We start from the raw sequence: 26930 nt of genomic DNA, 5'->3' as shown, positions 1-26930 counted from the left end.
TTTAATGTACATAAAACGTGATTTTTGTGTTAAAATAGTAATGAAAAACGTGAGAAAATTGCAAATAAAAGCTTATAAAACGTGATGGCTTTTTTAGAAGGGGTGAGGCTATGTATTTTAGGAGAAAGATAGATAGTTATTTAAGACAGTGGAAGGATAAAGAAAACAGACTTCCGCTAATCATTAAAGGTGCAAGACAGATTGGGAAAACGGAATCTATTGTTCATTTTGCAAGTGAAAATTATGAGAATATAGTTTTTATAAATTTTGTGCTGGAGGGGCAGTATAAAACTATATTAAGTGACGGATATAGCGTGGAAAATATTATAAAAAACATATCTCTCATAGACCCCTCTAAAAAATTTATTGCAGGAAAAACTTTGATCGTTTTTGATGAACTACAGGAATTTCCGGATATTGCCACTTCTTTGAAGGCTTTTAAGCTGGATGGAAGATTTGATGTAATTTGCAGCGGATCTCTGCTTGGAATTAACTATAAAAAGATCCACAGCAATAGCGTTGGATATAAAACAGATTACGAAATGTTTTCCATGGATTTTGAGGAATTTCTCTGGGCAAAGGGTTACTCAGATTTACACATCGAACAGATCCTGGAACATATGTGTTCTGGGAAAGCATTTTCTGATACGGAGCTGTCTGTTTACAAAAAAATGTTTCTTGAATATTGCGTGCTTGGGGGCATGCCGGCAGTGATCAGACAATATATAGAAACGAATACATTTTCTGATACTTTGGAAATTCAGCATCAGATTCAATTAGATTATGAAGAAGATATCAGAAAATATGCAGAAGGGTTAGACCAAACGAAGATTGCTAGTGTATATCGAAGCGTTCCGGTACAGCTGGCAAAAGAGAATAAAAAATTCCAGTTAAGTAAAATTGAGAAAAACGCAAGAAGCAGAGAGTATTCGGGCTGTATTGACTGGCTTAAGGATGCGGGAGTTGTTTCTGTTTGCTACTGTCTGGAATATCCGGAATTGCCGTTAAAAGGAAATTATGATGAATTGAAGTTTAAGCTGTACTATCCAGACACCGGCTTGCTAATTGCCTCTTTAGATGAAGAAGCGCAGGAAGATTTACGTGCAAATAAAAATATGGGTGTTTATAAGGGGGCTTTATATGAAAATTTCGTTGCAGAGGCGTTTCTGAAGCAAGGATTAGGATTATATTATTACAAAAAAGAAAATGCAACTTTGGAAGAAGATTTTTTTGTCAGGACAAAAGATGAACTGGTTCCGGTTGAAGTAAAGGCAAATAAAAATCGCTCAAAATCTTTAAGAAAATTGATTGATAATGAAAGTTATAGCGATATTAAGTGGGGAATAAAACTGGCTGACAGCAATGTGGGAATAGAAAATGGCATTTATACATTTCCATATTTCTGCTCCTTTTTGATTAAAAGATATCTGGCAAAAAGAGGCTAAAATTAAACGGCTGCCGCATTGTTCAAAGTGTTTTGATAATGCGGCAGCTAATTTATTAATTAAATTCTCTTCAGTTCATAGCTTCTTGTTCCAAGTCCAATCTTCTCACCATGATCCAGAGTTGCTTCCCACTCTACATTCGGATTGGAATCCATAAAGTGGTTGTGGTGGCAATGCCATTCCGGTTTCGCAAGATTGTCGCCAAGCTGGCTGTTGCGGATTGGTTCTGCAGCAAGACATGCATCTACGCAGGCCTGATCAAGAGCAATCGGGTCGAAGCTTGCGAACATTCCGATATCCGGAAGAATCGGAGCATCATTTTCGCCGTGGCAGTCACAGTTAGGGCTGATGTCCTGAACCAGAGCGATATGGAAGCATGGGCGTCCATGACAGACTGCCTGTGCATACTCTGTCATCTTACGGCAGAGAAGCTCATTGGAATTGCTGTGCGGGTTGTGAATTGCATCAAAACTGCAGGCACCGATACAACGGCCGCAGCCCTTGCATTTATCATAATCAATGACCGCTTTTTTCTCCGGATATGTAATAGCGTCACTTCCGCATTCCTTTGCGCAACGTTTGCAGCCGCGGCAAAGGTCTGTTTCGATAACTGGTTTACCACTATTGTGCTGAGCCATTTTTCCGGCACGGCTTCCGCAGCCCATACCAATATTCTTGATTGCGCCGCCGAAACCGGTGGCTTCATGTCCCTTGAAATGAGTAAGACTGATGAATACGTCAGCGTCCATTACAGCACGGCCGATTCTGGCAGTTGGACAATACTCTGCATTCGCTACAGGAACTTCTACATCATCTGTACCGCGAAGTCCGTCACCGATAATGATCTGGCAGCCTGTAGTGATGGTGTTAAAACCATTCAGATTCGCACAATCCATGTGCTCCAGGGCATTTTTGCGGCTTCCCGGATAAAGGGTGTTACAATCAGTAAGAAACGGCATTCCTCCAAGCTCCTTACAAAGATCGGCTACTACTTTTGCATAATTGGGGCGCAGGAAAGCAAGATTTCCAAGTTCTCCGAAATGCATTTTGATGGCCACGAATTTACCATCCATATCAATGTTTTTGATTCCGGCTGCGATACACAGTTTTTTCAGCTTGTCCAGCTGGCTTGTGCCGACTTTGCAGCGGAAGTCGGTGAAATATACTGTTGATTTTTCCATAAAATTCCTCATTTCTCTGTTATATATATGTCGATAGCGCCAATGGCAACACCAATGTTTAACACTATATTATTCTTTTGATTCTTTAAATGTCAAGCTGTTTTCGTAAATTAGAAAAAAGTGCAACATATTTAAAGTACTTTGCAAGAAAATACATTTAAAAATATTCAGGAAAAGTGTATTCTGAATATACCAACAAAGAAGAATAATAAAAGGGAGGTTAAAAAAATGAAAAGAAAAATGTGGGCTGCAGCACTTGCTGCAAGTATGGTAATGTCAGCATTCTCTGGAATGACGGTATCAGCAGCGGAGGCCGATTCCGATTTATCTGGAACACTTACCATTTTATCCTGGTACGATGAGACAAAAGCAGCACCGGTACTGGAAGCATTTAAGGAGAAATATCCAAATGTGAACGTAGATTTCCAGTATTCACCGCCAGTTCAGGATTATGTTGAGAAGCTTTCAACTCTATTATATTCAGGGGCAGGTCCGGATATCTTTTATATGGCTCTTGAGAACAGAGAAGACTTGATTAAAGGTGGTTATTGCCTTGATCTTTCTGATGAAAGTTATATGACAGACGGGACTATTCCAGATTCTGTAAAAACTACATATGGAAAAGATGGAAAAGCCTATGCGTTGGCAGTTGACTGCTGGGTAGGTGGAATCCTTGTTAATCAGGATCTGTTTGAACAGGCTGGAATTGAAAGTGATCCAACTACATGGGATGAACTTCTGGAAGATTGTCAGAAACTGCAGGATGCAGGAATTACTCCAATTATGGATAACTGTCAGGATGCAGCAGTAAACTTCACTGCTCCGTTATATGGATCAGAGGTGGTTTCTAAGAATCCTACCGTTGTACAGGATATTTATGATGGAAAAACGACTTTTAAAGATACCTGGACAGAGCCAATTACAATGTGGAAAGAACTTGTTGATAAAGGGTATTTAAGCTCTGATCTTCTTGGCTCTACAAGTGATGAAATTGTTACGGCATTTGCAACCGGTCAGGTTGGCATGATTCTTAGTGGTTCCTGGAACCTTGATACCATTAATTCTATTAATCCAGATATGAACTACAAATGCATTCCGGTACCCGGAACATCTGAAGATTACTATTGTGGTGCAGTAAATGTAGGGCTTTGTATCAACTCTGCAAGTGAAAATATAGAGTTGGCAAAAGCATTTCTTGATTTTGCTGCATCTCCTGAGGGACTTGAAAAACAGTATCAGGGCTATGGCGGTTTTACAATTGCAGAAGGATATACACCAGATCTTCCTGCACAGATTACAGATGCTGTAGAAGGCGTTAAAGAAGGAAAATATTATATTCCAATGGCAGACTGGCTTTCCTATACAGAATCATTAAGACTGACATATGTACAGAGCTTACAGGATTGTATGGCCGGAACAATTACTCCAGAAGAGGCCGCATCCAGACTGGATGACAAACTGGCAGAAGTTTCTGCTGAATAAGTGTATTGAAAACACCCCACGGTTCGCTGCCAGGTAAAAATGTTCCTGGTAGCGGCTGTGGGGATTTTAATTGGAGGAGAAATATGAAAAATAAGAAGTTAAAAAAAGCAATTCAGTACGAAATATTTCTTTTACCGGCATTTATTGCTTTTACTTTGTTTACAATTATTCCGCTGGTAAAAACAATTATGTATAGCGTGACAGACTTTAATGGAATCAGCCATGAGTATAATTTTGTGGGATTGAAAAATTTTATCGGTGTTTTTAAAGATCAGATGATGAGGCATTCTTTGTTTAATACTATTTTTTATACATTTTGTACAATGATTCTGATCAATCTTCTTGCTATTCCACTGGCAGTATTTCTGGACCGAAATACAAAACTGAAATCTGTAGAACGTGCAGTTTTCTTTTTCCCATCCATTGTCAGTGGCCTTTTGCTTGGATATATCTGGGGCTATATTCTCTCCCCAATGAAAACAGGTGCACTTAATACATTACTTGCAGTATTTGGAGCAGGACCTATTGGTTTTACAGCAACAGAATGGGGGGCAAAAATTAGTATTATATTAGTCGCAGTATGGACAAGCACAGGATGGTATGCGACTATTTATCTTGCCTATCTTCAGGCAATTCCAAACGAATATTATGAAGCGGCAGCAATTGATGGTGCAAGTCGCTGGCAACAGTTTACAAAGATCACATTTCCTTTGCTCGCACCTGGACTTACAGTAAATACTCTTCTGCTTCTTACAAATGGACTGAAGGTTTATGATCTTCCTTATGCGTTGACAAAGGGAGGTCCTGGATATTCCAACTATACTGTTACACAGGTTATCATTCAGCGTGGTTTGTCAGAAAAGCAGTATGGAGCTTCCACGGCACTGGCAACGATTTTCATTATTATTGTTGCGTTGATTGCCGGTATTCAATATATGGCAATGAGTAAGAGGGAGGAAGACATATCATGAAAAAGAAGAAAAAAATTCGTGAGAAAAAATTTTATCTGTCAGATCTTGTTTTATTGCCGATCTGTATTATATTCCTGTATCCATTTTATTATATGGTAATTAATACCTTTAAAACAATGTCTGAGATGTCTTTCAGTCCTACGGCTTTTCCTACACAGTTGTTTTTGGATAACTATAAAGACATTCTGACAAATCTTCAGATTTATCGTGCATTTGGAATCACAGCAGTAATTACAGTTTGCTCCGTACTTGCAATTGTAGTAATCGGTGAAATGGCAGCATATCCTTTGGCTTTTCGTGCAAGTAAGCTGGATAAAGCATTTACTATTTATCTGATGATTGGTTTTTTGGTTCCTTTCCAGGCAATTCTTTTGTCCTTATTTGAAGTGATGCAAACTCTGCATCTTATTGATTCTGTTGCTGGAATGATTATTTTCTACTGTAACGGTTCGGCACTTACGGTTTTTCTTGCAGTGGGTTACATGAAGAGTATTCCAAGAGAGCTTCAGGAAGCTGCAATTGTAGATGGCTGCAGCATTCCAATGGTATTTTTCAGAATTGTATTTCCACTGATGAAACCAATTACTTCAACATCTGTAATCTTTAATACAATGTGGATTTGGAACGATTTTATTGCTCCGAATATCTTCCTTAGTACTCGTTCTAAAGGTACCATTGTTTTGGAGATTTTTAGGGCAAAGGGACAGTTTAGTGTGGATTGGCCAAGATTTATGACTTTGTCTGTAGTTGCTATTTTTCCAGTGGTCGTGTTCTATTTGCTGATGCAGAAAAATATCATCAAGGGGCTGACAGCAGGGGCCGTAAAGGGATAAATAAAATCACTTTCAGGGTTAATTTTATGCTAAAAAGTTTTTTGTTCTGAAAAATTAAATCTGTGGTACACTAAAAGTGGTGATGAAAGATGTTTAAGAAAAGAAAAAAAGAATCTTCTTTAATAGGAGCAGTACAAAATTATTATCTAATCTGCAATACATTACTGCTTTTAGTGTTTGGAATCTGTATGCTTGGAATTTCTACCAGGGTTTTGATTAATAAGGTAGAAGATAGCAGTGAAATGATCACAGAGCAGGCAGTGTATACTCTGGATAAGACATTTAATGATATTGCATCTCAAATGGTCAGCTTTTCCAGTTACCGTGATCTTTGGAACAAATTCAGTAAATCCAATATGTCCATTCAGGATAAATTGGATGTAAACAGAGAATTGAATAACATTCTGAAAAAAACAGATCTTTTTAATTCGGTAGTACAGGATATTTTAGTGATTTCAGACAATGGCTATTACTTTACAACAATAGGTCAGGACGGTCTGGCTGCAAATTATGATTACTGGTCTAAGGAATGGTACCAGAAGGCGAAGGATACAACCGGGAATGTATATGTTCATATTTTAGGACTTCATAATCAGGATTTTTATAGTAAAAAAAGGGCAATTACAGCCAAAAACAAAACTTTTTCTATTTCATTTGCGCTGCAAAATTCCAAAGGAAAAGTATCAGGAGCATTGATCTATAACTTTGATATTACACAGTTGGCTGAGGTTTTGGGTGCCAGTAATTATGAAGAAAGTGGAAAAGTTGCGATTTTAAATGAAGAGGGAGTTATCATGAGCAGAAGTGATAATTCCGATATCGGAAGTATGCTCAAGGTGTCAGAGAGAGACCGTGAGATCATGAAGAGGGAAAAAACTGGAAGTTTCTGGACTAAGGTAGATGGAAAAGAACATTTTGTAAGTTTTCAGACTACGTCTATGGGATTAAAGTTGGTGTCTTATATTCCTCAGTCTGAAATTTTTCGGCATACTCGTACTATGATCTGGCTTTTGATATTGATTATTCTATGTAGTCTGATACTGAATCTTCTGATTACATTCAAGGTCAGTGGTTCTATAAAAAGACCTATACAAAAATTAATAGATAATATACAAAAAGTAGATTCACAGAAGCTGATTCTGGAGACGGAAGGATATAATTATAAAGAACTGGAACAGATTGCAAATAAATTTAATGGACTTTTAGAGAGACTTAATTCTCTTATTGATAAGGATTATAAGTCGCAGATTCTGATTAACAAATTCAGGCTTTACTCTCTGCAATCTCAGATAAATCCTCATTTTCTTATGAATACTTTGCAGCAGCTGCAAACAGAAATCGTGTATGGAAATGTGGAAGAATCCAATGATATTATAGTGGATTTAAGCAAGATGCTGCGATACAGTTTATACAATTATGAGGAGATTGTACCTATCGGTATGGAACTTCAGTATATTCAGAGCTATCTTGAATTATTTACCAGAAAATATGAAGGAGAACTTCAAGTTAAATATGAGATAACAGAGGAAATTGAAGGCTATTATATGCTCAAAATGCTGCTTCAACCTATTGTGGAAAATTGTATTATGCATGCTTTTGGAGAAAATCCTCATGGCGCATTAATAAAACTTTCTGTGTCAAAAAAGAAAGACGAATTCTTATTTTGCATAGAAGATAATGGTACCGGAATGACTGAGGAACAGCTTGCAATTCTTATTGAGGATCTGAATATATCGGAGATTGATAATCGTAGGATTGGAATACGAAATATACATCAGAGGATACGTTTGAAATATGGAGAAAAATATGGGGTTTATATAGAGAGCAAAGAAGGGTATGGAACCAAATTTGAACTTAAGCTACCATTGATTAATCACTCCTGAATATTTATACCTGAGAATCAGAGAGGCTGAAAAACATGTTAAAGAAGGTGAGTAAGTGCTATGAAGCTTTTAATCACAGATGACCAGAATTCTGTACATATGTTTTTTGATCGCATGCTGAATTATGAAGAGCTTGGAATCACACAGGTATTTCATGCTGGAAATGGTGAAGAAGCATTGGGAATTATAAAGGAAGAGTGGCCAGAACTAATGCTTTTGGATATTCGTATGCCCGTATTAGATGGTTTGGAGCTGTTGGAAAAACTCCAGGAATTTACTTTTGAACATCGGGTTATGATTCTGAGTGCATTTAGTGAATTTGAATATGCAAAAAGATGTATGCAGTTTGGAGTAAGAGAATATCTTCTGAAACCTATTGATATTCGAGAAGTAAAAAAAGTGTTAGGGCAAAATATCAGTGAGATTTTGGAAATACGGAAGAAAAGCATTTATCAAACATTTCAGAAATATATGGATGAGACTGCTGATGGCACAGAATATGTACCGGAAGAACTGGAGAGAACGGGATATGGAATTGTGTGTTGTGAAAGTGGAAATATTCCAAAGTTTATGTTTGAATGTGAGGAGAAAAATAACTATCAATCTGTAAAGTTTCTCTGCAGTGCAGATGTAGAGGATTTGGAAATTCGGGTTTATGAGGTGAAAAATCAAAAGGAATGGGAATGCTTTTACGACTCGCAGAAAGACAAAAATGTGGATATGAGGATTGGATTTGGAACCTTTCATTTGGGAAAAGAACAGTTCCAACAGGCATTTACAGAAAGTATAGAGGCTTTGCGACAGAGCTTTTATAACCCGGGAACCTATTATTATGAGAGTGGTTATCTTACTCATTATCAAGGAACAGAAGCAGAGAAATTATCAGAACAGCTGAATAAAAGCTTTGAAACCGGAAATATACAGGAAATGAAACAAGCAGTAGAAAAGCTATTTTTTATTTTCAAAAGAGGAAACGTGCATCCAAATTATGTTCAGGATTTTTGCTATGGTTTTTTGATCCAATTGAATTCTGATTTTGTAGAAACATTGAAAAAGCTGAGAAGCAATGCTGTGATGGATTCTTTTCATTCTGTAGATGCGGCAGGGGTAAAGAACATGTTTTTGAGATTAATGTTAAGTATGCGCTTGGATCTGCCGCCTAAGGATGTACAGATGGATGAAGATGTGGTTAGAAAAATTCGTCATTATATTGATACTAATTACGAAAAGGATATTTCTTTGACTACATTGTCTAAGCATTTTTTTATTAGTAAGTATCAAATTAGCCGTCTTTTTAAAAAACAGTTTGAGATTAATTACAGTGATTATATTTTGAAGGTGAGAATGGAAGCGGCAGAGATGATGCTTAGAAATTCAAAAGAGAAAATAGATGATATAGCAAAAAGAGCTGGATTTGAAGAAACCAGTTACTTCAGCAGGGTATTCAGTAAATATTTTGGAATGTCACCTGGAGAATACAGAAAAAAGAATATGTAATTGAATAAAAATATATAAAATCTAAAAAAGGAGAGGAATATGGCGAGAAAACTGTATTGTGAGGGTTTGGTAAATCCAGTGGGGATTGACAAGCTGCAACCAGAATTGTCCTGGAAAATGGTTGGTGAAACAGAAGCACAGAAAAGCTTTCAGATTCAGATTTTGCAAGAAAATGAGATTGTTTTTGACAGTAAAATCGTACCTGGAATGAAAAGAAAATACATTTTACCAAAACCACTTAAGGAAAATTCAGAGTATCAGTGGATCTTAAGGTGGACGTTGGAAAACGGTGAAACAGGAGAAGAAAAGGCCGTATTTTCTACTGGAATCAGTGATCAGGATCATTTTAAAGCACAGTATATTACCGGAGGAACCGTATTTCGAAAAAGTTTTGCATTAGATGAGGAATTACCGGAAAAAGCAATTCTGTATTTTACAGGTCTGGGATATGTAGAAAGCTATATAAATGGAAAAAGGATTACTGACAGGGTACTTTTTCCGTCTTATACAGTGTACGAAAAGACAGTAGAGTACACGGCAGTTAATGTTACAGAACAGCTGAAAAAGGGAGAAAATGTTCTTGGATTATGGGTGGGAGGACATTGGCCTTTAGATGAAAAACTGCGAGCAAAAGATGTTTACAGTGAGGCTTTTTACCGTGGTCGGTGTGTTGGATTTGCAGAGATGCATCTTACATTTAAAAATGGTAAAAAAGTGATTATGGGAACAGATGAAACCTGGCAAACCAGCATGTCACCTATTGAAATATCAAGTGTATTTGACGGAGAACATTATGATGCCAGAAAGGAACAAGATGGCTGGAATCTTCCAGGTTTTGATGCAACAGATTGGAAAAATGCATATTTAGCTAAGGAGCCACTAGGGGAACTTGTTTATTCTTATACACCTGCAATTCGTGTGGTAGAGGAGTTGAAACCAGTAAAAATCTGGAAACAGAAAGAGTGCTGGCTTATAGATTTTGGACAGAATTTTACAGGGTGGATACGTCTTTCTATACAGGAAAATGAGGGAACGGTTATAAAAATTCGTCATGGTGAAGTACTCTATCCAGATGGATCATTAAATGTAGAAAATCTCCGATTTGCAAAGGCTACAGATATTTATACCTGCAAAGGAGGCGGAGAATGCTATGAACCGAGATTTACATATCATGGTTTCCGTTATGCTGAAATTACTGGCCTTTCTGGGGAATTAAAAGAAGAGCAGATTATTGGAAAAGTTGTACATACAGACAATCAGGAAATTTCTGAGTTTTCCTGCTCGGATGAAGCTTTTAACAATATTTTTAAGGCAATGGTATGGACAATGCGCAGTAACATGCATTCTATTCCAACCGATTGCTGTCAGAGAGATGAGCGTCAGGGATGGATGGCAGATGCAGGTATGGCTTCTGAATTTGGAATGCTCCATTTTGATTTGACTAATTTTTACCGCAAATGGTTTCATGACATCCGGGATACTCAGGAAAAGGACGGTTCCATGCCTTTGGCTGGTGCACCGGGATGGCCAAGAGACACCTTTATCTGGAAAGTTGGCTATCATATGACATTGCGAAATGCCTATCTGTATACAGGAGATAAAGAACTGGTAGAAGAGAATTACCCAACTTTGCAAAAGTATGAGGCATACCTTCATTCTACACTGGTAAATGGACTTTTGGCTTACGATTTTTATAATGATTGGTTGGCTTTGGAATTTGCAAACAATTTGATGATCGCCAATTCATTTTTAGCTGATTTTTATGAGTCTCTGATTCTGTTTGCCAATGTGTTGGAAGATACACAGGGAAAAGAATTGTATGAAAACAGACTAATAGATCTGAAAGATGCGATTAACCGTGAATATTATGGCAAATGCATGGATAATCCATTAGGTACTGGATATTACGGAACATGCGATACATTAGCGGTTGCTCCAAGTGCTATGGCTTTGGAATTTGATATTGTACCGGAAAAATTTCGGGAAAAGGTGATTCGGGAGATGCTTTTCCAGGTGGTTGAATCAAAAGGATCCGTGCAGTATCCAACCGGAATCCTTACATCTGGAATTCTCAATCAGTGTTTGTCTGATCTTGGAAAAGATGATATTATTTATCAGTTCTTCTGCCGTGAAGATTATCCGTCTCTGAAATTTATGCTTTCCAAGGGCGCAACTACTATATGGGAAAGATGGCAGTATTTGGTACATAATGAAATGAATTCACATAATCATCCTGCACTTTGTTCGCTGGGACCATGGTTTATAAAAGGAATCTGTGGCTTAAGAAAAGTGGAGCCAAAGAAAGATGGCAGTGTGCATTTAGAAATCATGCCATTTATTCCATCGGATATGACTCATGCAGAAATGACTTATATGACTGTATGGGGGAAAATTAAATTAAATTGGAAGAAAAATGGAAACAAGGTTTTATTTAGTGCAGAACTGCCAGGAGCCGCGAATGCAGACTTTGTCTATGGAGAAAAGAAAGCTGTCTGGAAGGGCGGCAACTATGAAATCGAGCTTTAAAAGGAGAGAAAATATGAGTAATCCAATTATTTCAGGATATTATGCTGATCCAGATATTCGCTATTTTGAAGGACGTTATTATATTTATCCAACTACGGATGGAAATAAATGGCATGGTGCTTCTTTTAAATGCTTTTCTTCAGATAATCTGAAGGACTGGACTGATCATGGAGAAATTTTTAACATAACATGGAATTCAAAGTGGGCAAAGGACTTTGCCTGGGCACCTACAGTGGGATATAAAAACGGAAAATATTATCTTTATTATTGTGCTGAAAAAAATATAGGAGTAGCAGTTGCAGAGCATCCATATGGTCCTTTTGAAAACCTGTCCGTGGAAGAACCATTTTTGTCTATGGAAAAGCTGGAAAATGGAGTAACTTTGGATCAGGTTATTGATCCGTATGTTTTAACAGATCATGATGGCAGAAACTATCTTTACTTTGGAAATTCCAAAACACCAGCGGTAATGGAACTGGAAGATGACATGTGTACTATTGTTCCGGGAAGTATGAAAAATATTATTTATGAGGGAGAGGCTGACTGTCGGGAGGCATTTATGGCAGTTTATGAGCAGGGAAAGTATCATTTTACATGGTCATGCGATGATACAAGAAGTGAGGATTATCATGTGAATTATGGAATTTCAGATTCACCAACAGGACCGGTAAAGGTTCTTGGAACGATTTTACATAAAAATACGGAGAAAAATATTCTGGGGACTGGTCATCATGGCATGATAAAAGATCCGAAAACGGGAAGATATCTGATTGCGTATCACCGCTTTTCCCATTCACTTCCAGAAGGAGTAGATGGTTGGGACAGAGGTGCATTCAGAGAGATTTGTCTGGATTGGATGGATTTGTCTAAGGATGGTTTGTTTCAAAAAGTTGAAGTGACAGAGTAAAGAAATGTAAGTAAAAATGTCAGAAAATCCAAAAAGAGATTAAAGTGATAATCTCGTGGGTTTTCTGACATTTTAGGTTCGTGAAGTCGGATTATATAGCTGTCAAAATAGAGATTAGTAGAATTTTAATACATCCTCCAGCTCTCTACGCCTCGGTCGGCTTGGTTCCTCATCAGCTTTTCCTACAGCAATAACGGAAACAATGGTTTCACTTTCCGGAATAGAAAGCATTTCACGAATTTTGTCCCCATCCCGAAGTCCCATAATCAGAGTGGAAAGACCAAGCTCTGTGGCTTTCAGAATCAGGTTTTCGTTCTGAAGACCAAGGTCGTAACAGCCCCATCCATTTCCAATCTCATTATCAGGAGTGCCGTCTGTCTGGAAACCGGCACGGTTATGTACGAAGGTGGTGACGATTAAAGCTGCATGCTCAGTTTTTACATCGTTATTAGCGTAACACAGGCATTCCTTACGAAGCTTCTGACTCATGTCCGCTGATAAAACACAGTAATAACGACCTGTTTCTGTATTCTTCCATGATGGCGCTTCCAAAGCGGCCTGTACAAGCTGCTGGATCTGCTCTTTAGTAACATTTGTATGGGAACTGTACTTACGCACAGATCTTCTGTTCTCAATAAGTGTCTGAAATTCCATGAAAAAGCCCCCTTAAAGTATGTTTTGGCTGTATTTTAGCATAATTCATTGGATGTGAAAAGTTAAAATTTTTTGTAACCTTTCTCCCTATTTATTTGTATAATTAGTGAAGGTACCCGACACAAGAAAATAACAGACCGCTGCTTTTCATACTGATCAGCAGCCAGAGGAGTTCTCATGAGACAACCAGTTCAACAGCTGATCCAGCTCTACCAGAACAATCTTTTTACCGCAGCGTTTAATATTTGTCAGAATCAGATGGATGCGGAGGATGCTGTTCAGGAGACGTTTGTTCAGTATTACACCAGCAGAAAAGAATTTGAAAATGAGCAGCACATCCGGGCATGGCTCCTTCGTGTGGTTATCAATAAGGCGAAAAATATAAACAGGACTTTCTGGAAGAAAAATAAATGCTCTCTGGAGGATTATATGGAAACTCTTTCTTTTCCAGATTCCCAGTCAAGAGATTTGTTTGAAGAGGTAATGAAGCTTCCGGACAAGTACCGCATTGTGATTCACTTGTTTTATTACGAAGATTATCTCGTCAGGGAAATAGCCGAAATCCTGAAGCTTTCAGAAAGCAATGTAAAGGTTCGGCTTTCCAGGGGAAGAGCCTTGCTTAAGGATTCTTTAAAGGAGGAATGGGAAAATGACGAATGGTGAAAAATATAAAAAAGCTTTTTCCGTATTGCAGACTTCAAAGGGCTCATTACAGGAGGTTGAAAATATGGCAAAATTACAGAAAAGAACAAAAATGAAAACTGCAGCTGCAGTGATTGCAGGCTGTATTATCCTTGGAGGAACCGGTACTGCATATGCAGCGAATGTTGGAGGTATCCAGCGCACGGTTCAGATCTGGCTTCATGGTGATCAGACACAGGCGACCTTAGATGTTTCCAATGACGGTACTTATACTATGGAATACTATAATGAGGATGGCACACTTCATCAAACCGGTGGCGGTGGAGTATCTATTGATGCTGACGGAACTCAGCGCGCTCTTACAGCGGAAGAGCTTATGGAGGAAATCAATTCTCCTGATGTAGAATACGAAGAAGATGGAAGCGTATGGGTTTATTTTCATAATCAGAGTATTGACATTACCGACAAATTTGATGATAATAATGTTTGTTTTGTAAAGGTTACAGATGGAAAAGAGACATTCTATTTAACGGTGAAATATAAGAATGGGTACACTTTTTCAAATGATAAATATATAGAACCGTAGAGCTTTTTTCAAACACGCTCTAAAGCGTTTGGTAGGCGTGGAACAGCTGACTTTCATATATGGTGATGTCACCGACATGTTCGTTTAGATAATTGAATTAAGCAAGGATGGCGAGGGGCAAAGGTCTCTCGCCTGATTTACGTAAGGGGGATGAATATGATTTATGAATTAATAGAAACGGGCAGAGCCAGTGCTCTTTTTGCAGGCTGGCAGGATAGTGTGGTCTGGTCCGCATTGCAGGGAGTGATGGGGAAAATATATGTGGATTCTCTGGAAAAACCGGAGAGTGGTGTTGTTATGCTTGGGGATTTCTGCTTCCTGAGTGGAAAACCGGAATCAGAGATCATTTCCGGAGCTTTGACAAATAGTGCATCAGAGGAAGTGATTCTGGTTCCGCAAAATGATGACTGGGCACAGATGATTGTGGAGTGTTACGGGGAGAAGGCAGAGAAAGCGCTCCGTTATGCAATCAAAAAGGAACCTGGGATTTTTGATTTAAAGCAGCTTCAGAAGGTAGCACAGAGTTTGCCAGGAGAGTATGAGATGAGACTGATCGATCAGGAGCTTTTTGAAATTTGCAGAGATACACAGTGGAGTAAGGATCTGACAGCAAACTACGAAAGCTATAGTCAATACAAAGAGTATGGACTTGGTGTTTGCATTTTAACGGGCGGGGAAGTAGTCGCCGGAATTTCCTCTTATTCTGGTTATGGCAGAAGAAGTGACGAGAATCTTGGATGTCATGGTGGAATTGAAATTGAGGTAGTAACCCGTGAGGACTACCGGAGAAAAGGTCTTGCATATATCGGAGCGGCGCGGCTGCTTCTGGAGTGTGACAAACGCGGGCTTTATCCAAACTGGGATGCAGCCAACAAAATGTCAGTAGGACTGGCAGAGAAACTGGGGTATCATTTCAGCCATGAGTATGTGGTTTATAAAGTGAAAAAGTAAGTTGCGGCGAACCTGGAAGTATGATAGAATATGAAATGCTGAAACAAAATGTTATATAATTGTGATTTTTGTTATAAAAAATAAAAGAAAACACTCACAATAGAAGAAAAATGTCAACTGATTGAAAAAGTGGCGGAAGCATTCGGCTGAAAGAATGGGATGTAAGGCTGCTTTTTAGTGGAAGTAGGAGAACTTATGACTGGATTTGAGAAGCTGGAAAACAGTTTAATAGATGTAATAAAGGAAGAACAGGCTAAGCTTGGATTTAAAGAAGAGAAGATTCACTTATATTATCCGCTGTCTTCCCTGAATCATTTCTTCCTGGCACAGGACAGCGCAGATGAAATGGCAGCCCGTCTCCAGAACCTGCCGGAAAAATTGACATCCAAACTGGGAGAAGTGAGGGTGTCTCATAAAGGGGACAGATTCTGCTTTTATATACCGGAGCCAGGAAGCGTTTATGTACATGAGAATATGAAAGAGAATGAATTTATTAAAGTACTTATTGAACTGGTTCAGAAGCATGAATGTACGAAGGTAAAATTACTTGACCTGTTTGCTTCTTACTGGGAAAAAACAGAAAGCCAGGAAATGGACAATGGGGAATTTGATTTCTATATCCGTTTTCTGGATAAGGCAGACGATACGTACTATTACTGCTTTAAGGACGAGGGATTTCACTTTATTTACCATAGATTTCTGCCAGAGGATTATGAGGATTTTGGATTTTGAACAAGCGTAAATCTTGACAAACAAGAAAACTTGTGCGTATATTGTAAAAAAGCTGTTGCTTGTTCATTACAAAGGAGGAAATCGAAATGGATTTGAAAAACTATTCAACAGGTGTCCAGCACATTGGAATTCCAACGAACGATATTGATAAAACTGTAGATTTTTACCATAAACTGGGTTTTGAAACAGTTTTTGAAACAGTTAATGAAGAGGCGGACGAGAAGGTTGTATTTCTGAAGCTTGGAACTCTGGTTGTGGAAGCCTATGAGAATCATGTAGCAGTCTTTCGTGCTGGAGCAATTGATCATGTTGCACTCGATGTTAAGGATATAGAAGAAATTTATCAGTACATTAACCAGGCTGGTTTGAATACCACACAGGACAGTATTCATTTTTTACCATTCTGGGAAAATGGAGTAAAGTTTTTCACTATTGAAGGTCCGAACAAAGAGAAGGTTGAATTCAGTCAGTACTTATAAAGGATATTTACAACAGGAAAGGGGCTGTCACACTGAACCGCTCCCCGTCAAGTAGACAATTGAAAAAATATAAATTTTTCCTGCCAGCAGAAATTTATCTGCTGGCAGTTTTTATGCGGCTTGCAAGTAAATTTCGTGTTTTTCCATTGGTGTTAAAATTCCGAGATTCCTTTGTAAGCGTTTATTGTTATAGTAATCTATATAATCTTCGATCATTTTTACGAGAGTACCTCTATCAGTGAATCGTTTTCCATAGTATCGCTCTCTCTTCAAAATCCCCCAAAAGCCTTCCATTGGTCCATTGTCGATACATTTAGCAACTCGCGACATGCTTTGTATTATTCCAGCATTTACAAGTTTTGTATGAAATGTCCTGTTCGTATATTGGAATCCCCTGTCACTGTGAAACAGTGGCTGCGCACCAGGATTTCTAAGTAAAGCATTGTCTACCGTATCAAACACCAAAGCATTGTTGTTCTTATCACGAATAACATACGAAACAATCCGTCTATCATATAGGTCCAGTATTGCACTTAGATAAACTTTATGCTTTTCAATCCCAATATAATAATGGAATTCTGTCACATCAGTGAGCCATTTTTCATTTGGTGCTTTGGCAGTAAACTCCCGATTAAGTATGTTTTCAGCTATATACTGAGGGTTTGCAGCCTGTCTTGTGCATCCGCTGTTAGAATACTTGATAGTTGATTTTATATTAAGTTTACGGCAAATGCGTAGCACACGTTTATCGTTTATATCAATACCATGATATCGTTCCAAATCATCTCTGATCCTTCGATAGCCTTTATCCGGTGAGTCTGTGTGAATCTTTTCTATCTCGTCAGCAATAAACCTATTCTTTTGCTCGCTTTTGGGAATTTCTCTGTGTAGCCATTTATAATAAGCTGCTCTAGAAACATTACCAAGTTTGCAAAGTGCAGCAACTGAATAATTATGATCTTCATGTTCTTCTTTGATTGCCTGCTATATATGTTCATGACGGACCAGGCTTAGCCCCGCCTCCTCTCTATTTCTTCGAGTTTTTTTAAAAAAGATGCCTCCATTTCAGCACGTTCTTTCTCTGCTTTTAAAATTTTAACTTCAGCACGCAGCTTTTCTAATTCACTCATCTCATCGGGACGTTTTCGTTTGCCACGGTTATCTCTTAAAGCTTCTACTCCACCAGCTTCATATTTGACTATATAATTGCGAGCCTGTTGATAGGACACCTGGTATTGTTCTGCTGTTTTGGCATAATTACGATTATGTGCGATACAATACTGTACTATTTCAACCCGTTCTTCAAAAGTGGTTTTTCTTCCTTTGGTCATGATAATGCTTCCTCCTGTTCCAGAAGATTTTAATTCTTCATGACCATTATACTTCTTTATCCAGATTTGTAACTTAGCTTTTGAACGGATTTCGTATTTTTTGCAAATATCATCTTGAGAACCATAGCCTGCTAAATAATCTACGACTGCTTGTTGTTTCAATTCTTTGGAATATTTTTTATTCCCTTTCAATGTGAATGCATTTGCTCCCATAGATTCATAGTTTCGAATCCATTGTTGGACAGATGCGAGACTTACATCAAACATATCGGCAATTCGCCGTTGACTTTCTTTTCCATCCAGATATAGATTTACAGCATATATCTTATCCGCAACAGATACTTTTCTTTTAGACATAAAATATGCTCCCTCCTAAGTGACAAGTTTTTATTATTTCACTTGCCTACCTAGAAGGGAGCATATCACACTAAGTGCGACAGTCCCAGTTTTTTTGGCTATGAATTAAGATGTCATGTATGCATGGATATTTGCTAACTGCTGTGAAGGGAAACGTCCAGGTGCTCATAGCACTGTTTGTTTCATTGTTTGATTATCGGCATAGCTTAGGGGAGATTCCATAATATTTCTTGAATACTTTGCTGAAGTAACCGGAATCTTTATAACCGACAAGAGAAGAAACTTCTGTAATACTGGTATTTCCCTGTTCCAGTAATCGTCTGGCATGTTCCATTCGGACTGAAAGTATATAATCTGTAATGGTGCATTTCATATATTTGTTGAATATTTTCCGAATATAGCTGGCATCCAGAACAACATTTTCCGAAATTTGTTTCACTGATAACTCTTCGTCCATATAATGCTGCTGAATATAATCCTGAACCAGATGAATTATTTCCGATGCACGTGAAGGCTTGGAACTGTCAGAAAGCAGAATCGCTTTCTGACATATGTGAAACAACAGATTACAGCTGTCATGTGCTGAGGATTTCAGAAAAATATTTGGATATAAAACAGGATCATTATCTAGCACATCATTGATGTTAATTTCTTTTTCAGAAAGAAAAGAAAGAATGATGGAAAAAAGCGGAGATAATAGAAGCTGAGCAGTATACATATCAGAATTCTGCAGCAAAACCTGTTGTTCAATTTCCAGCAGTACTTCTTTCGCATCTTCCAATGATGTCTGACGCAATGCCATAAGAAAGCGGTTGTAAATATCCAAACCAGCAAAGCGTGGTGAAAATATGTGATTATTATTGCTATAGCGGTAAATGGGACTGTCCTGCGATGTCTTATATTGTAAAGCAAGTAAAGCCTTTTGGTAGCTGTCAGCTATCTGACCAGAATCTTCTGCAATGGTTCCAATTCCGAAAGCAAGGTCTATAGAAAACCATTTTTGAATGAATGTTTTGACGGTTTTCATAAAATCAAAGGAAAAATTCTCCGCTCTTTTTTGTGTCTGAAAATTAAAAAGGTAAACAATGTTATTATAAGTATCCTGGAAAGAGTAATAGTTAACTGTTGAATTTATCAATTCATCCAGGCAGTTTTTTACACTGAATTTCAGAAGAGATAAATTTAATTTATTAAGCTCCTGGCAGGAGATATAATTAAATTCTACTATGGCAATCTGATAAATATCTGATACTTTCCATTGGTCAAAAAGATATTTTGCACCATCATCAGATTCAGATGGTTCTTTTGAGAAGGAAAGAAGAGAATACATATAATTATCCAGGGTAAAGTCATGCAATTTTTTTTTGCGAATAGTTTCCTGCTGCTTCTGTTTATATTTTTGTTTCAGAGTTTGAAGAAGCTCAGAGAGTTCATCCGGAGATATTGGCTTTAGCATATAGTCTTCAACCTGGAGTTGTATTGCCTTTCTGGTAAATGAGAAATCGGAATATCCGGTTATAAATACAATCATAATATGTGGATGTTCTTCCTTGATTTTTTCTGCCAGTGTTAATCCATTGATATGGGGCATATTAATGTCCAGAAAAACAATATTAATAGTATTTTTTGAAAGCTCAAAAAGAACTTCCTCTCCGTTCTGAGCAAGGCAGCAGACCTGGAAACCAAGGGAATGCCAGTCTACGGCAGTAAGCATGTAATTACGAAAATATAGTTCATCGTCAGCTATTAATACACGTATCATAATTCCTCCCAATTCTTTGGTATACAGATGACAACAGCTGTACCGGTATCTTTTTGACTGAAAATCCGAAATTTGCATTTGTTATTGTAGTAAAGGAAAAGTCGGTTGTAAACACTTTTCAGTCCGAAATGATCTTCTGCTTCAGGAGAATTCAGATAACGGCGAAGCTTTGCCTGTTCCATTCCTACTCCGTTATCACAAACACATAAAGTAATATGGTCAGTCCGTACTCTGGAGATAATCGTGATAATTCCCGGAGATGTTTTTTCCTTTATTCCATGATATAAAGAATTTTCTACAAGAGGCTGTAAGGTCATTTTGGGGATTATATAGTTTTCTGCCTCTGGTTCAGCTTCGATCTGGAAATCCAAAATAGTAGCATAACGGTATCTCTGAATGAGCAGATAATTTTGCAGCATACGGAATTCTTCCCGAATTGGAATCAGTTCTTTTCCATTACTGAGCACACAACGATAATAATCTGCAAGATATTTTGTTACAGTAGCTGCTTGTTTTTCCTGTTTTTGATAGCAGGAAATATAAATCAAATCCAATACATTATAGAAGAAATGGGGATTGATCTGAGCCTGCATTAAGGACAGTTCATATTTTCGTTTCTGACGCTCATCCTGCTTGATTTGTGCAGTCAGTTTTTCCAGTTCGTGAACCATAGTATTAAAATTATTGGATATATCTCCGATTTCATCGTTTTGCTTAAGATTAGAGCGAACTTTTAAATCTCCAAGTTCAACGTGCTGCATTCTTTCAGAAAGATATTCCAAAGGGGTTGTAATAAGTCTGGTAAAAGCAGAAATCAGAAAAATAATAGTGATTGTGCTTAATATCAGGATAAGAACCAGTAAAAACATATTTATGGCAAAAGTGGATCTGAGGCTTTCTAGTGGAGTTTCATTGACCAGAATATAATCAAGAAAACCTGTGGGAGTCCAAGTCAACATGTGCTTTTCTTTATCTATGTTTATAACCTGGGAACCGGTTTTAGCACTATATATAAAAGAATAACTGTCAGGATCTGCCTGACACAAAGCAGTGCTTTCTGAATTGGAAATCACAATTCCCTGTTTGGAGTTGATTATATAATAGTTTTGATTTAAATTGTCAAACATAGAAGAAATAGTAGCAACTTTTGTGTTTAAAAATAAATAACCAAGTGTTTTTCCGGTATTAATATTGAGTACTCTTTTTGAAAATGTTAAAACTGGTGAATCGATTCCGAGATATGCACGCTTCTGTATATTGAGAAACTGATTCTGCGGAACCCCGGTTGAAGGAATAGAATCAAGCAGTTCTTCCTTGATTTTGCTGAGATCAGGTTCCATGTCGGTACCGGCGCAGACAATTTTATCATTTACAGTGAGATAAACCACAGAGTCTACAAAAGAAAATAAGTGCAGGTTATAATTAAAAGCAGACTTTAGGTAGGAATTAGCCGGATTGCTAAAATAATAACTTTGAGTTTGGTTGATTGTACTGATCAATTCATTTGAGCAGAGAATGACATTATGATATTGGGTTTTCATGTCATTGTCGAGTAGATGACACTCATTCTGAATATGCTCTATAGAACTTTTTAGCTCTTTTTGCGAAAACTGGTAATTGGCGAAAATAAGTAAAACAATGTTTTGCAACAATACAAGAAACATGATGATAAGAATCAGTTTCTTTTTTAATGTAAAGCCAGGTAATGCCAATTGTTTTGCAGACATGATTTCTCCTCCGGTTCCGAAATAAAGTAATCTCACAATATAAGATAAGTACAAAATAATTTTAAGGATTCACGTACTGTAAACCTGTAATGAATTATAACATTATCGTATGGAGAGTTAAAGCTGAACAAAAGAAATGCCTGTTTTTTCTAAAAAGAAGCCTGTTTTTTCCAGATGAAGAAAAGAAGCCTGTTTTTTACAAAAACAAACCTATAAAACACAGGAAATTGTTAATGAAATCGAAGATAATAGAGCCATCAAATACAACAGGTAATCAAAAAGGAGGATTAAGAAATGAAAAAAAGAGTAATCAGTTTTATGATGTCGGCAGTCCTTACATTGTCAGGACTTGGCTGCTATGGACTTGCAAATGTGCATGCAGAAACAGATACGAATGTTGAACGGAAATTAAAAATTTTTGCACATTATGCAGAAGCGGAGAAACCGATTCTGGATTATGCAATCAGCAAAGTTCAGGAGAAATACCCAAATGTAACGTTCGAAATTGAGGCACATCCTAATGATGATGGTCAGACATTAAAGACACGTGCCGCAACAGGAGATATGCCTGATATTGCACATGTAAATGCCGGAGATGTGGAATCACTTTCAGCAAGTGGCAGCTTACTTGATGTAGCCGAGTATGTAAAGGACACCGGATATGCAGATAAAATGACCGAATCTGCAAAGGGAACTGAAGTCTATGATGATGGAAAAACATATATTTTCCCGGACTCCGGAGCTTCTGCAATTCTGCTCTATTACAATAAAAAGGTATTCGAAGATAATAACATTAAGATACCGGAAAATTATGATGAACTTCTTGAGGCAACGAAAGAACTGGTAGCAGATGATATCATTCCATGTGCTCTTTTTGCCAAGGAAGGTTTTGTGAGCGGCGCATTTTTCGATATGTTTGCGCTGAAATCAAATCCAGCTGGTTTAAAGGCTTTATCAGAGGGAAAGGCTCATGCATCAGATAGTGGATATGCAGAGGGCATTAAAAAAATGGTTGACCTTGTAAATGAGGGATTCTTCCAGGCTGGATGTACATCTACAGACTATGAGACAGCACAGAATCTGTTTACGTCAGGTCAGGCAGCAATGTTTATTAACGGTGACTGGGATATTTCTTCTTTAGTAGAAAAAATGGGCGATGATGTAGGGTATTTTGAATCCTATCCTATGGCTGATGCTGGAAAAGAGCAGGATAATTACTATGCATTTTCCGGTGGCTTTACATATGAGGGATATGCTGTTTCTTCTGATACAGAGGATCCGGAGCTTGTTGCTGATATCGTTTCAATTTTGGCAGAGGGTACTGTAGAAGGAAACTATATCTATCAGTCCAAAATTCCAACTGTAATTAATATAGATTCTTCTATTGAACCGAATACTCCGGTTCCGGAACTGGCAAAAAAAGAAGCTGAAGAATTAAAGAACATGGATTTCCAGACTGCATGGACACACACTTTGAAAAATGCTGAGTTTGCCACAAGTTTTGTAGAATTATTACAGGAAATGCTTACAGGAATGGATGCAGATGATGTGATTGTGTCTATTGATGATCTCGTAGACAGCGTTGGTGGAAACTAAGAGTATAGACAGAGGTGAATATATATGAATAAGGTGATGGCAGATAAGAAAGCAATAATGATTTTTACACTGCCTTGTCTGATCTTCTTTGGGCTGATAGCCTTTTATCCGGTCTTTCAAACTGTAATCATGAGTTTCTTTGACTGGGATGGATTGACGACCAAAACATTTACCGGACTTGCAAACTACATAAAACTTTTTCAGGACAGAATATTCTGGACATCTTTCCGCAATAGCTTTCTGGTTGCAGGAGTTCTGATTGTTTTTGAAGTAATTCTTGGAACGTTTCTGACACTTGTGCTTATGGATAAGAGGATTCAGTGCAGAAAATTTATTCGCAGCAGTTTATTCATACCAGTTGTTTTGTCAGTAACAGTAGTGTGTCAGCTGTGGTCCTCCATATTAAATCCGGAAATTGGACTGATCAATCAGATTTTCTCTGCATTAGGTCTTGATTTCCAGCAGCAATGGCTGTCAGACAAGCATGTGGCGATTTTGGTCGTGGCATTTGTAAACGCATGGCAGTACATGGGATATCAATTTGTAATTATTTATTCAGCGGCAAATTCTATTCCAACAGATTATATTGAAGCCAGTCGTATTGATGGTGCTACCAGATGGCAGACAAATTTTTACATTATTTTGCCTATGCTGAGAGATACGCTGAGAAACTGTCTGATCTTTGCTGTGACAGGTGGATTTAATATTTATTCGCAGATGCAGCTGCTTACTCAAGGTGGTCCTGGAACTGCTACATATAGCCTGACTTATATGACATTCCGCAGTGCATTCAAACTTAGAAAATATGGATATGGCTGTACTTCAGCAGTATCGCTAATGCTTATGTGTCTGGCTTCGATTGCAGTTATTAACATGCTTATGAGCAAGAAGAAGGAAAATGAATGATGGAAAGAATCAAAGTAAGATCTCACAAGGCCTGGGTACAAACAATTATATTATTGATATTTGCCTGCCTTAGCATATACCCACTATTATATCTGACATGCTATTCGCTGAAAACAAACGATGAAATATTCTATTCAAATCCTTTTGGGCTTCCTTTGCATCCGCAATGGAGCAACTATATAAAGGCAATTACAACCTTTGATATTATGACATATTTTAAGAACAGTCTGCTTACTACTGCCATTGCGTTGGTTGGTGTTTTTATTCTGATTTTGCCATTTTCCTATGCAGTAGCAAGAATGAAGTGGAAGTTAAAGGGAGCAGCCTCCATGTTTATTTCAATCGGCCTTTTTATCCCTTTGCAGGTCAGCCTGATTCCTCTTTCTGTTCTTATCAAAAACATGGGACTTGCGAATACTCACTGGGCATTGATTTTGCCGTATATTGCTTTTAATCTGGCATTTCCGTTTATGATAATTTCATCCTCTTTTCGGGCTCTGCCTGCTGAACTGGAAGAGGCAGCGGTAATTGATGGAGCAAGTATTTATAAAACTTTTTTTTCAATCATGCTTCCACTGGTAAAACCTGCAATCACTTCAGGAGCTTTATTTGCCACACTGGGAATATGGAATGAGTATATTCTTCCAACGGTTATGATTTCCAGTAATGAGCTGAAAACTTTGCCGGCAGGACTCGCAACCTTTGTGGGACAGCACAGTACCAGCTGGGGAGCTATGGGTGCAGCAATGATGATTGCCAGTATACCTACAATTATTCTGTACCTGTGCTTCAGTGACAAAATTGAAAACTCTCTTACCGTGGGAGGCGCAGTAAAAGGATAATTAATTGATAAAAGGACTTTTTTACCATATGGGACAGGCATTCGATACATGAATGCCTGTAAAGAAAAGGAGAATATATTGTTATGCAGAAATTATACTATCAGTTTCCGGAAACCTGGTTCGGTGATTGTATGCCATTTGGACATGGGGATAAATTCTATTTATATCATCAGAGAGACACCAGAAAACCGGGACCATTTGGAGAGCCGTTTGGCTGGGATTTAGCAACAACCTCTGATTTTGTTCACTATGAAGACTGTGGTGTGGCAATTCCAAGAGGAACTGATGAAGAGCAGGATCAGTTTATTTTCGCAGGAAGTGTTTTTGAAGCAGAAGGACAGTATCATATTTTCTACACCGGTTACAACCGTGATTATCCAGCTCTTGGAAAACCGTCTCAGGTACTGATGCATGCATATAGTGATGATCTGGTTACCTGGCACAAAACTCAGGATGCTCTTACCTTTACACCTCAGGAAGGCTATGATCCAGATGACTGGAGAGATCCATGGGTGATTCGTGACGAGGAAAATGACCAGTACTTACTGGTTCTTGGAACAAGACTGCAGGGACCGAAAACAAGACAGACCGGTAGAACTGTTAAATTTACTTCCAAGGACCTGAAGAACTGGAAATTTGAAGGCGATTTCTGGGCACCGGACCTTTATACCATGCATGAAATGCCAGACCTGTTTAAAATTGGTGACTGGTGGTATCACATTGTAACAGAATACAGTGACAGAAGCAAAATGGTTTACCGCATGAGCAAGAGCCTGAATGGTCCATGGATCGCACCGAAAGATGATGCATTTGATGGCAGAGCTTATTATGCAGGACGTACCTTTGAACTGAATGGACAGAGAATTCTGTTTGGTTGGGTTGCAACGAAAGACAAAGATGATGATGACGAAAACTTTATCTGGGCAGGAACCTTCATGGCGCATGAGGTATACCAGAAAGAGGACGGCACTCTTGGTGTAAGAATTCCGGAAACAGTATGGAATGCTTTTGACAAAGAGGAAAAGAAGGACGATTTTGTAATCGATACACCAACTAAGAGCTCAGAAGTAGTTATTGGAAGAAATACCGGTGACATTTTCAAGTTCGAAGCAGATGTGGAATTCTCTGATGGTACAAGAACATTTGGTGTAAGATTTTATGAGGATGAGGACAAAGCAGAATCTTATCAGTTTGTATTTAATACTACAGAGAACCGTTATGTATTCGAGAAAAAACCGAACTGGCCATGGCCAGCAAATCAGAACATCGGACTGGAAAGACCAATTGATCTGATCCCTGGAAAGAAATATAATATCCGTATGATCGTGGATGATACAATTGCTACCATTTATGTTGATGGTGTGGCTTTGAATGCACGAGCATACAAGAGACCGGGAGAAAGCTTATCCCTGTTTGCTTCTGAGGGAAGCCTGAAGGTTACAAATTGTAAGGTTACTATAGGTTTAAAGTGATAGTTTACTAGAGTGTGTTTGAAAAATAATTTTTTAGGTATCATAAGACGGGGCTGATCTTATGGTACCTTTTTTGTGTGGCGTTAGAGAATTGTTGTAACTCGAATGAAGATTTATACAAAATACACAATTATGAGCGCTATTTAATACATTTTACACACTAAATTA

Annotated in this window: 23 protein-coding genes; 17 read left to right on the top strand and 6 right to left on the bottom strand. The window is 38.0% G+C overall.

Annotation, left to right across the window (positions count from 1 at the left end; all coding sequences use genetic code 11):
* Nucleotides 1-110: 110 nt before the first annotated feature.
* Entirely contained in the window at nucleotides 111-1445 is a 1335-nt protein-coding gene (locus AB5706_RS10395) for an ATP-binding protein (protein WP_226837459.1), read from the top strand.
* A 59-nt stretch (nucleotides 1446-1504) separates the two neighbouring features.
* Here AB5706_RS10395 and AB5706_RS10390 read toward each other — a convergent pair whose 3' ends face one another.
* The gene (locus AB5706_RS10390) at nucleotides 1505-2626 is read right to left on the bottom strand and encodes a DUF362 domain-containing protein (RefSeq protein ID WP_173773026.1); all 1122 of its coding nucleotides are present in this window, start codon (nucleotides 2624-2626) and stop codon (nucleotides 1505-1507) included.
* Nucleotides 2627-2854: 228 nt separating this feature from the next.
* Between AB5706_RS10390 and AB5706_RS10385 the strand changes: the two genes are divergently transcribed.
* The 7 genes from AB5706_RS10385 (at nucleotide 2855) to AB5706_RS10355 (ending at nucleotide 12725) form a co-directional block, all read left to right on the top strand.
* Complete coding sequence (locus tag AB5706_RS10385; protein WP_187565252.1) at nucleotides 2855-4108, top strand: ABC transporter substrate-binding protein; 1254 nt, start codon at nucleotides 2855-2857, stop codon at nucleotides 4106-4108.
* A gap of 83 nt (nucleotides 4109-4191) precedes the next feature.
* Nucleotides 4192-5079 carry a carbohydrate ABC transporter permease gene (locus AB5706_RS10380; protein ID WP_187565251.1) on the top strand — a complete coding sequence of 296 codons (888 nt, stop codon included), beginning with the start codon at nucleotides 4192-4194 and terminating at the stop codon, nucleotides 5077-5079.
* On the top strand, nucleotides 5076-5912 hold the full coding sequence (locus tag AB5706_RS10375; RefSeq protein ID WP_187565250.1) for a carbohydrate ABC transporter permease: 837 nt from the start codon (nucleotides 5076-5078) through the stop codon (nucleotides 5910-5912). The genes AB5706_RS10380 and AB5706_RS10375 overlap by 4 nt, the downstream gene beginning before the upstream one ends.
* 89 nt (nucleotides 5913-6001) lie before the next feature.
* A complete protein-coding gene (locus AB5706_RS10370; protein ID WP_368366057.1) occupies nucleotides 6002-7795 on the top strand; it encodes a sensor histidine kinase in 1794 nt (597 codons plus the stop codon).
* A 60-nt stretch (nucleotides 7796-7855) separates the two neighbouring features.
* Entirely contained in the window at nucleotides 7856-9292 is a 1437-nt protein-coding gene (locus tag AB5706_RS10365; protein WP_226837455.1) for a response regulator transcription factor, read from the top strand.
* A 39-nt stretch (nucleotides 9293-9331) separates the two neighbouring features.
* Nucleotides 9332-11818 carry an alpha-L-rhamnosidase gene (locus AB5706_RS10360; protein WP_226837452.1) on the top strand — a complete coding sequence of 829 codons (2487 nt, stop codon included), beginning with the start codon at nucleotides 9332-9334 and terminating at the stop codon, nucleotides 11816-11818.
* A 13-nt stretch (nucleotides 11819-11831) separates the two neighbouring features.
* Entirely contained in the window at nucleotides 11832-12725 is an 894-nt protein-coding gene (locus tag AB5706_RS10355; protein ID WP_226837449.1) for a family 43 glycosylhydrolase, read from the top strand.
* Nucleotides 12726-12839: 114 nt separating this feature from the next.
* Here the strand turns inward: AB5706_RS10355 and AB5706_RS10350 are convergent, their stop codons facing one another.
* Nucleotides 12840-13379, bottom strand: a complete 540-nt coding sequence (locus tag AB5706_RS10350) for a nitroreductase family protein (protein ID WP_368366056.1) — start codon at nucleotides 13377-13379, stop codon at nucleotides 12840-12842.
* Nucleotides 13380-13556: 177 nt separating this feature from the next.
* Between AB5706_RS10350 and AB5706_RS10345 the strand changes: the two genes are divergently transcribed.
* From AB5706_RS10345 to AB5706_RS10325, 5 genes are all read left to right on the top strand, one after another.
* Nucleotides 13557-14042 carry an RNA polymerase sigma factor gene (locus AB5706_RS10345; RefSeq protein ID WP_118577634.1) on the top strand — a complete coding sequence of 162 codons (486 nt, stop codon included), beginning with the start codon at nucleotides 13557-13559 and terminating at the stop codon, nucleotides 14040-14042.
* Between the two features lie 64 nt (nucleotides 14043-14106).
* Nucleotides 14107-14607, top strand: coding sequence for a fimbrial biogenesis chaperone (locus AB5706_RS10340; RefSeq protein ID WP_227200824.1), 501 nt, complete (start codon nucleotides 14107-14109; stop codon nucleotides 14605-14607).
* 156 nt (nucleotides 14608-14763) lie between these two features.
* Complete coding sequence (locus tag AB5706_RS10335) at nucleotides 14764-15558, top strand: GNAT family N-acetyltransferase (protein WP_195408757.1); 795 nt, start codon at nucleotides 14764-14766, stop codon at nucleotides 15556-15558.
* Nucleotides 15559-15753: 195 nt separating this feature from the next.
* On the top strand, nucleotides 15754-16290 hold the full coding sequence (locus AB5706_RS10330; RefSeq protein ID WP_195408756.1) for a DUF3877 family protein: 537 nt from the start codon (nucleotides 15754-15756) through the stop codon (nucleotides 16288-16290).
* 86 nt (nucleotides 16291-16376) lie between these two features.
* The gene (locus AB5706_RS10325; protein WP_195408755.1) at nucleotides 16377-16769 is read left to right on the top strand and encodes a VOC family protein; all 393 of its coding nucleotides are present in this window, start codon (nucleotides 16377-16379) and stop codon (nucleotides 16767-16769) included.
* A 111-nt stretch (nucleotides 16770-16880) separates the two neighbouring features.
* On the opposite strand, the gene AB5706_RS10320 is transcribed toward AB5706_RS10325, so the two are convergent.
* From AB5706_RS10320 to AB5706_RS10305, 4 genes are all read right to left on the bottom strand, one after another.
* Nucleotides 16881-17747, bottom strand: a complete 867-nt coding sequence (locus AB5706_RS10320) for an IS3 family transposase (RefSeq protein WP_227200843.1) — start codon at nucleotides 17745-17747, stop codon at nucleotides 16881-16883.
* A gap of 32 nt (nucleotides 17748-17779) precedes the next feature.
* Nucleotides 17780-18457 carry a helix-turn-helix domain-containing protein gene (locus AB5706_RS10315; protein ID WP_195477191.1) on the bottom strand — a complete coding sequence of 226 codons (678 nt, stop codon included), beginning with the start codon at nucleotides 18455-18457 and terminating at the stop codon, nucleotides 17780-17782.
* A 193-nt stretch (nucleotides 18458-18650) separates the two neighbouring features.
* Nucleotides 18651-20219, bottom strand: coding sequence for a response regulator (locus AB5706_RS10310; RefSeq protein WP_195379564.1), 1569 nt, complete (start codon nucleotides 20217-20219; stop codon nucleotides 18651-18653).
* A complete protein-coding gene (locus AB5706_RS10305; protein ID WP_195379563.1) occupies nucleotides 20216-21946 on the bottom strand; it encodes a sensor histidine kinase in 1731 nt (576 codons plus the stop codon). The genes AB5706_RS10310 and AB5706_RS10305 overlap by 4 nt, the downstream gene beginning before the upstream one ends.
* Before the next feature lie 294 nt (nucleotides 21947-22240).
* On the opposite strand from AB5706_RS10305, the gene AB5706_RS10300 reads away from it, so the two are divergent.
* The 4 genes from AB5706_RS10300 (at nucleotide 22241) to AB5706_RS10285 (ending at nucleotide 26762) form a co-directional block, all read left to right on the top strand.
* On the top strand, nucleotides 22241-23542 hold the full coding sequence (locus AB5706_RS10300) for an ABC transporter substrate-binding protein (RefSeq protein WP_195379562.1): 1302 nt from the start codon (nucleotides 22241-22243) through the stop codon (nucleotides 23540-23542).
* A 24-nt stretch (nucleotides 23543-23566) separates the two neighbouring features.
* Nucleotides 23567-24448, top strand: a complete 882-nt coding sequence (locus AB5706_RS10295; protein WP_148461513.1) for a carbohydrate ABC transporter permease — start codon at nucleotides 23567-23569, stop codon at nucleotides 24446-24448.
* Nucleotides 24445-25290 (top strand): carbohydrate ABC transporter permease, encoded by an 846-nt coding sequence (locus AB5706_RS10290; RefSeq protein WP_195379561.1) that lies wholly within the window; start codon nucleotides 24445-24447, stop codon nucleotides 25288-25290. The genes AB5706_RS10295 and AB5706_RS10290 overlap by 4 nt, the downstream gene beginning before the upstream one ends.
* A gap of 83 nt (nucleotides 25291-25373) precedes the next feature.
* Nucleotides 25374-26762, top strand: a complete 1389-nt coding sequence (locus AB5706_RS10285) for a glycoside hydrolase family 32 protein (RefSeq protein WP_195379560.1) — start codon at nucleotides 25374-25376, stop codon at nucleotides 26760-26762.
* The last annotated feature ends 168 nt before the right edge of the window (nucleotides 26763-26930 follow it).

The organism is Ruminococcus sp. RTP21484sp1_RTP21277st1_D2_RTP21277_210401 (genome assembly GCF_040924225.1).
GTDB classification, from domain to species: domain Bacteria; phylum Bacillota; class Clostridia; order Lachnospirales; family Lachnospiraceae; genus Blautia_A; species Blautia_A faecis.
Note: the sequence above shows the minus strand (reverse complement) of the source record. Positions and strands in the feature narration are given on the sequence as shown.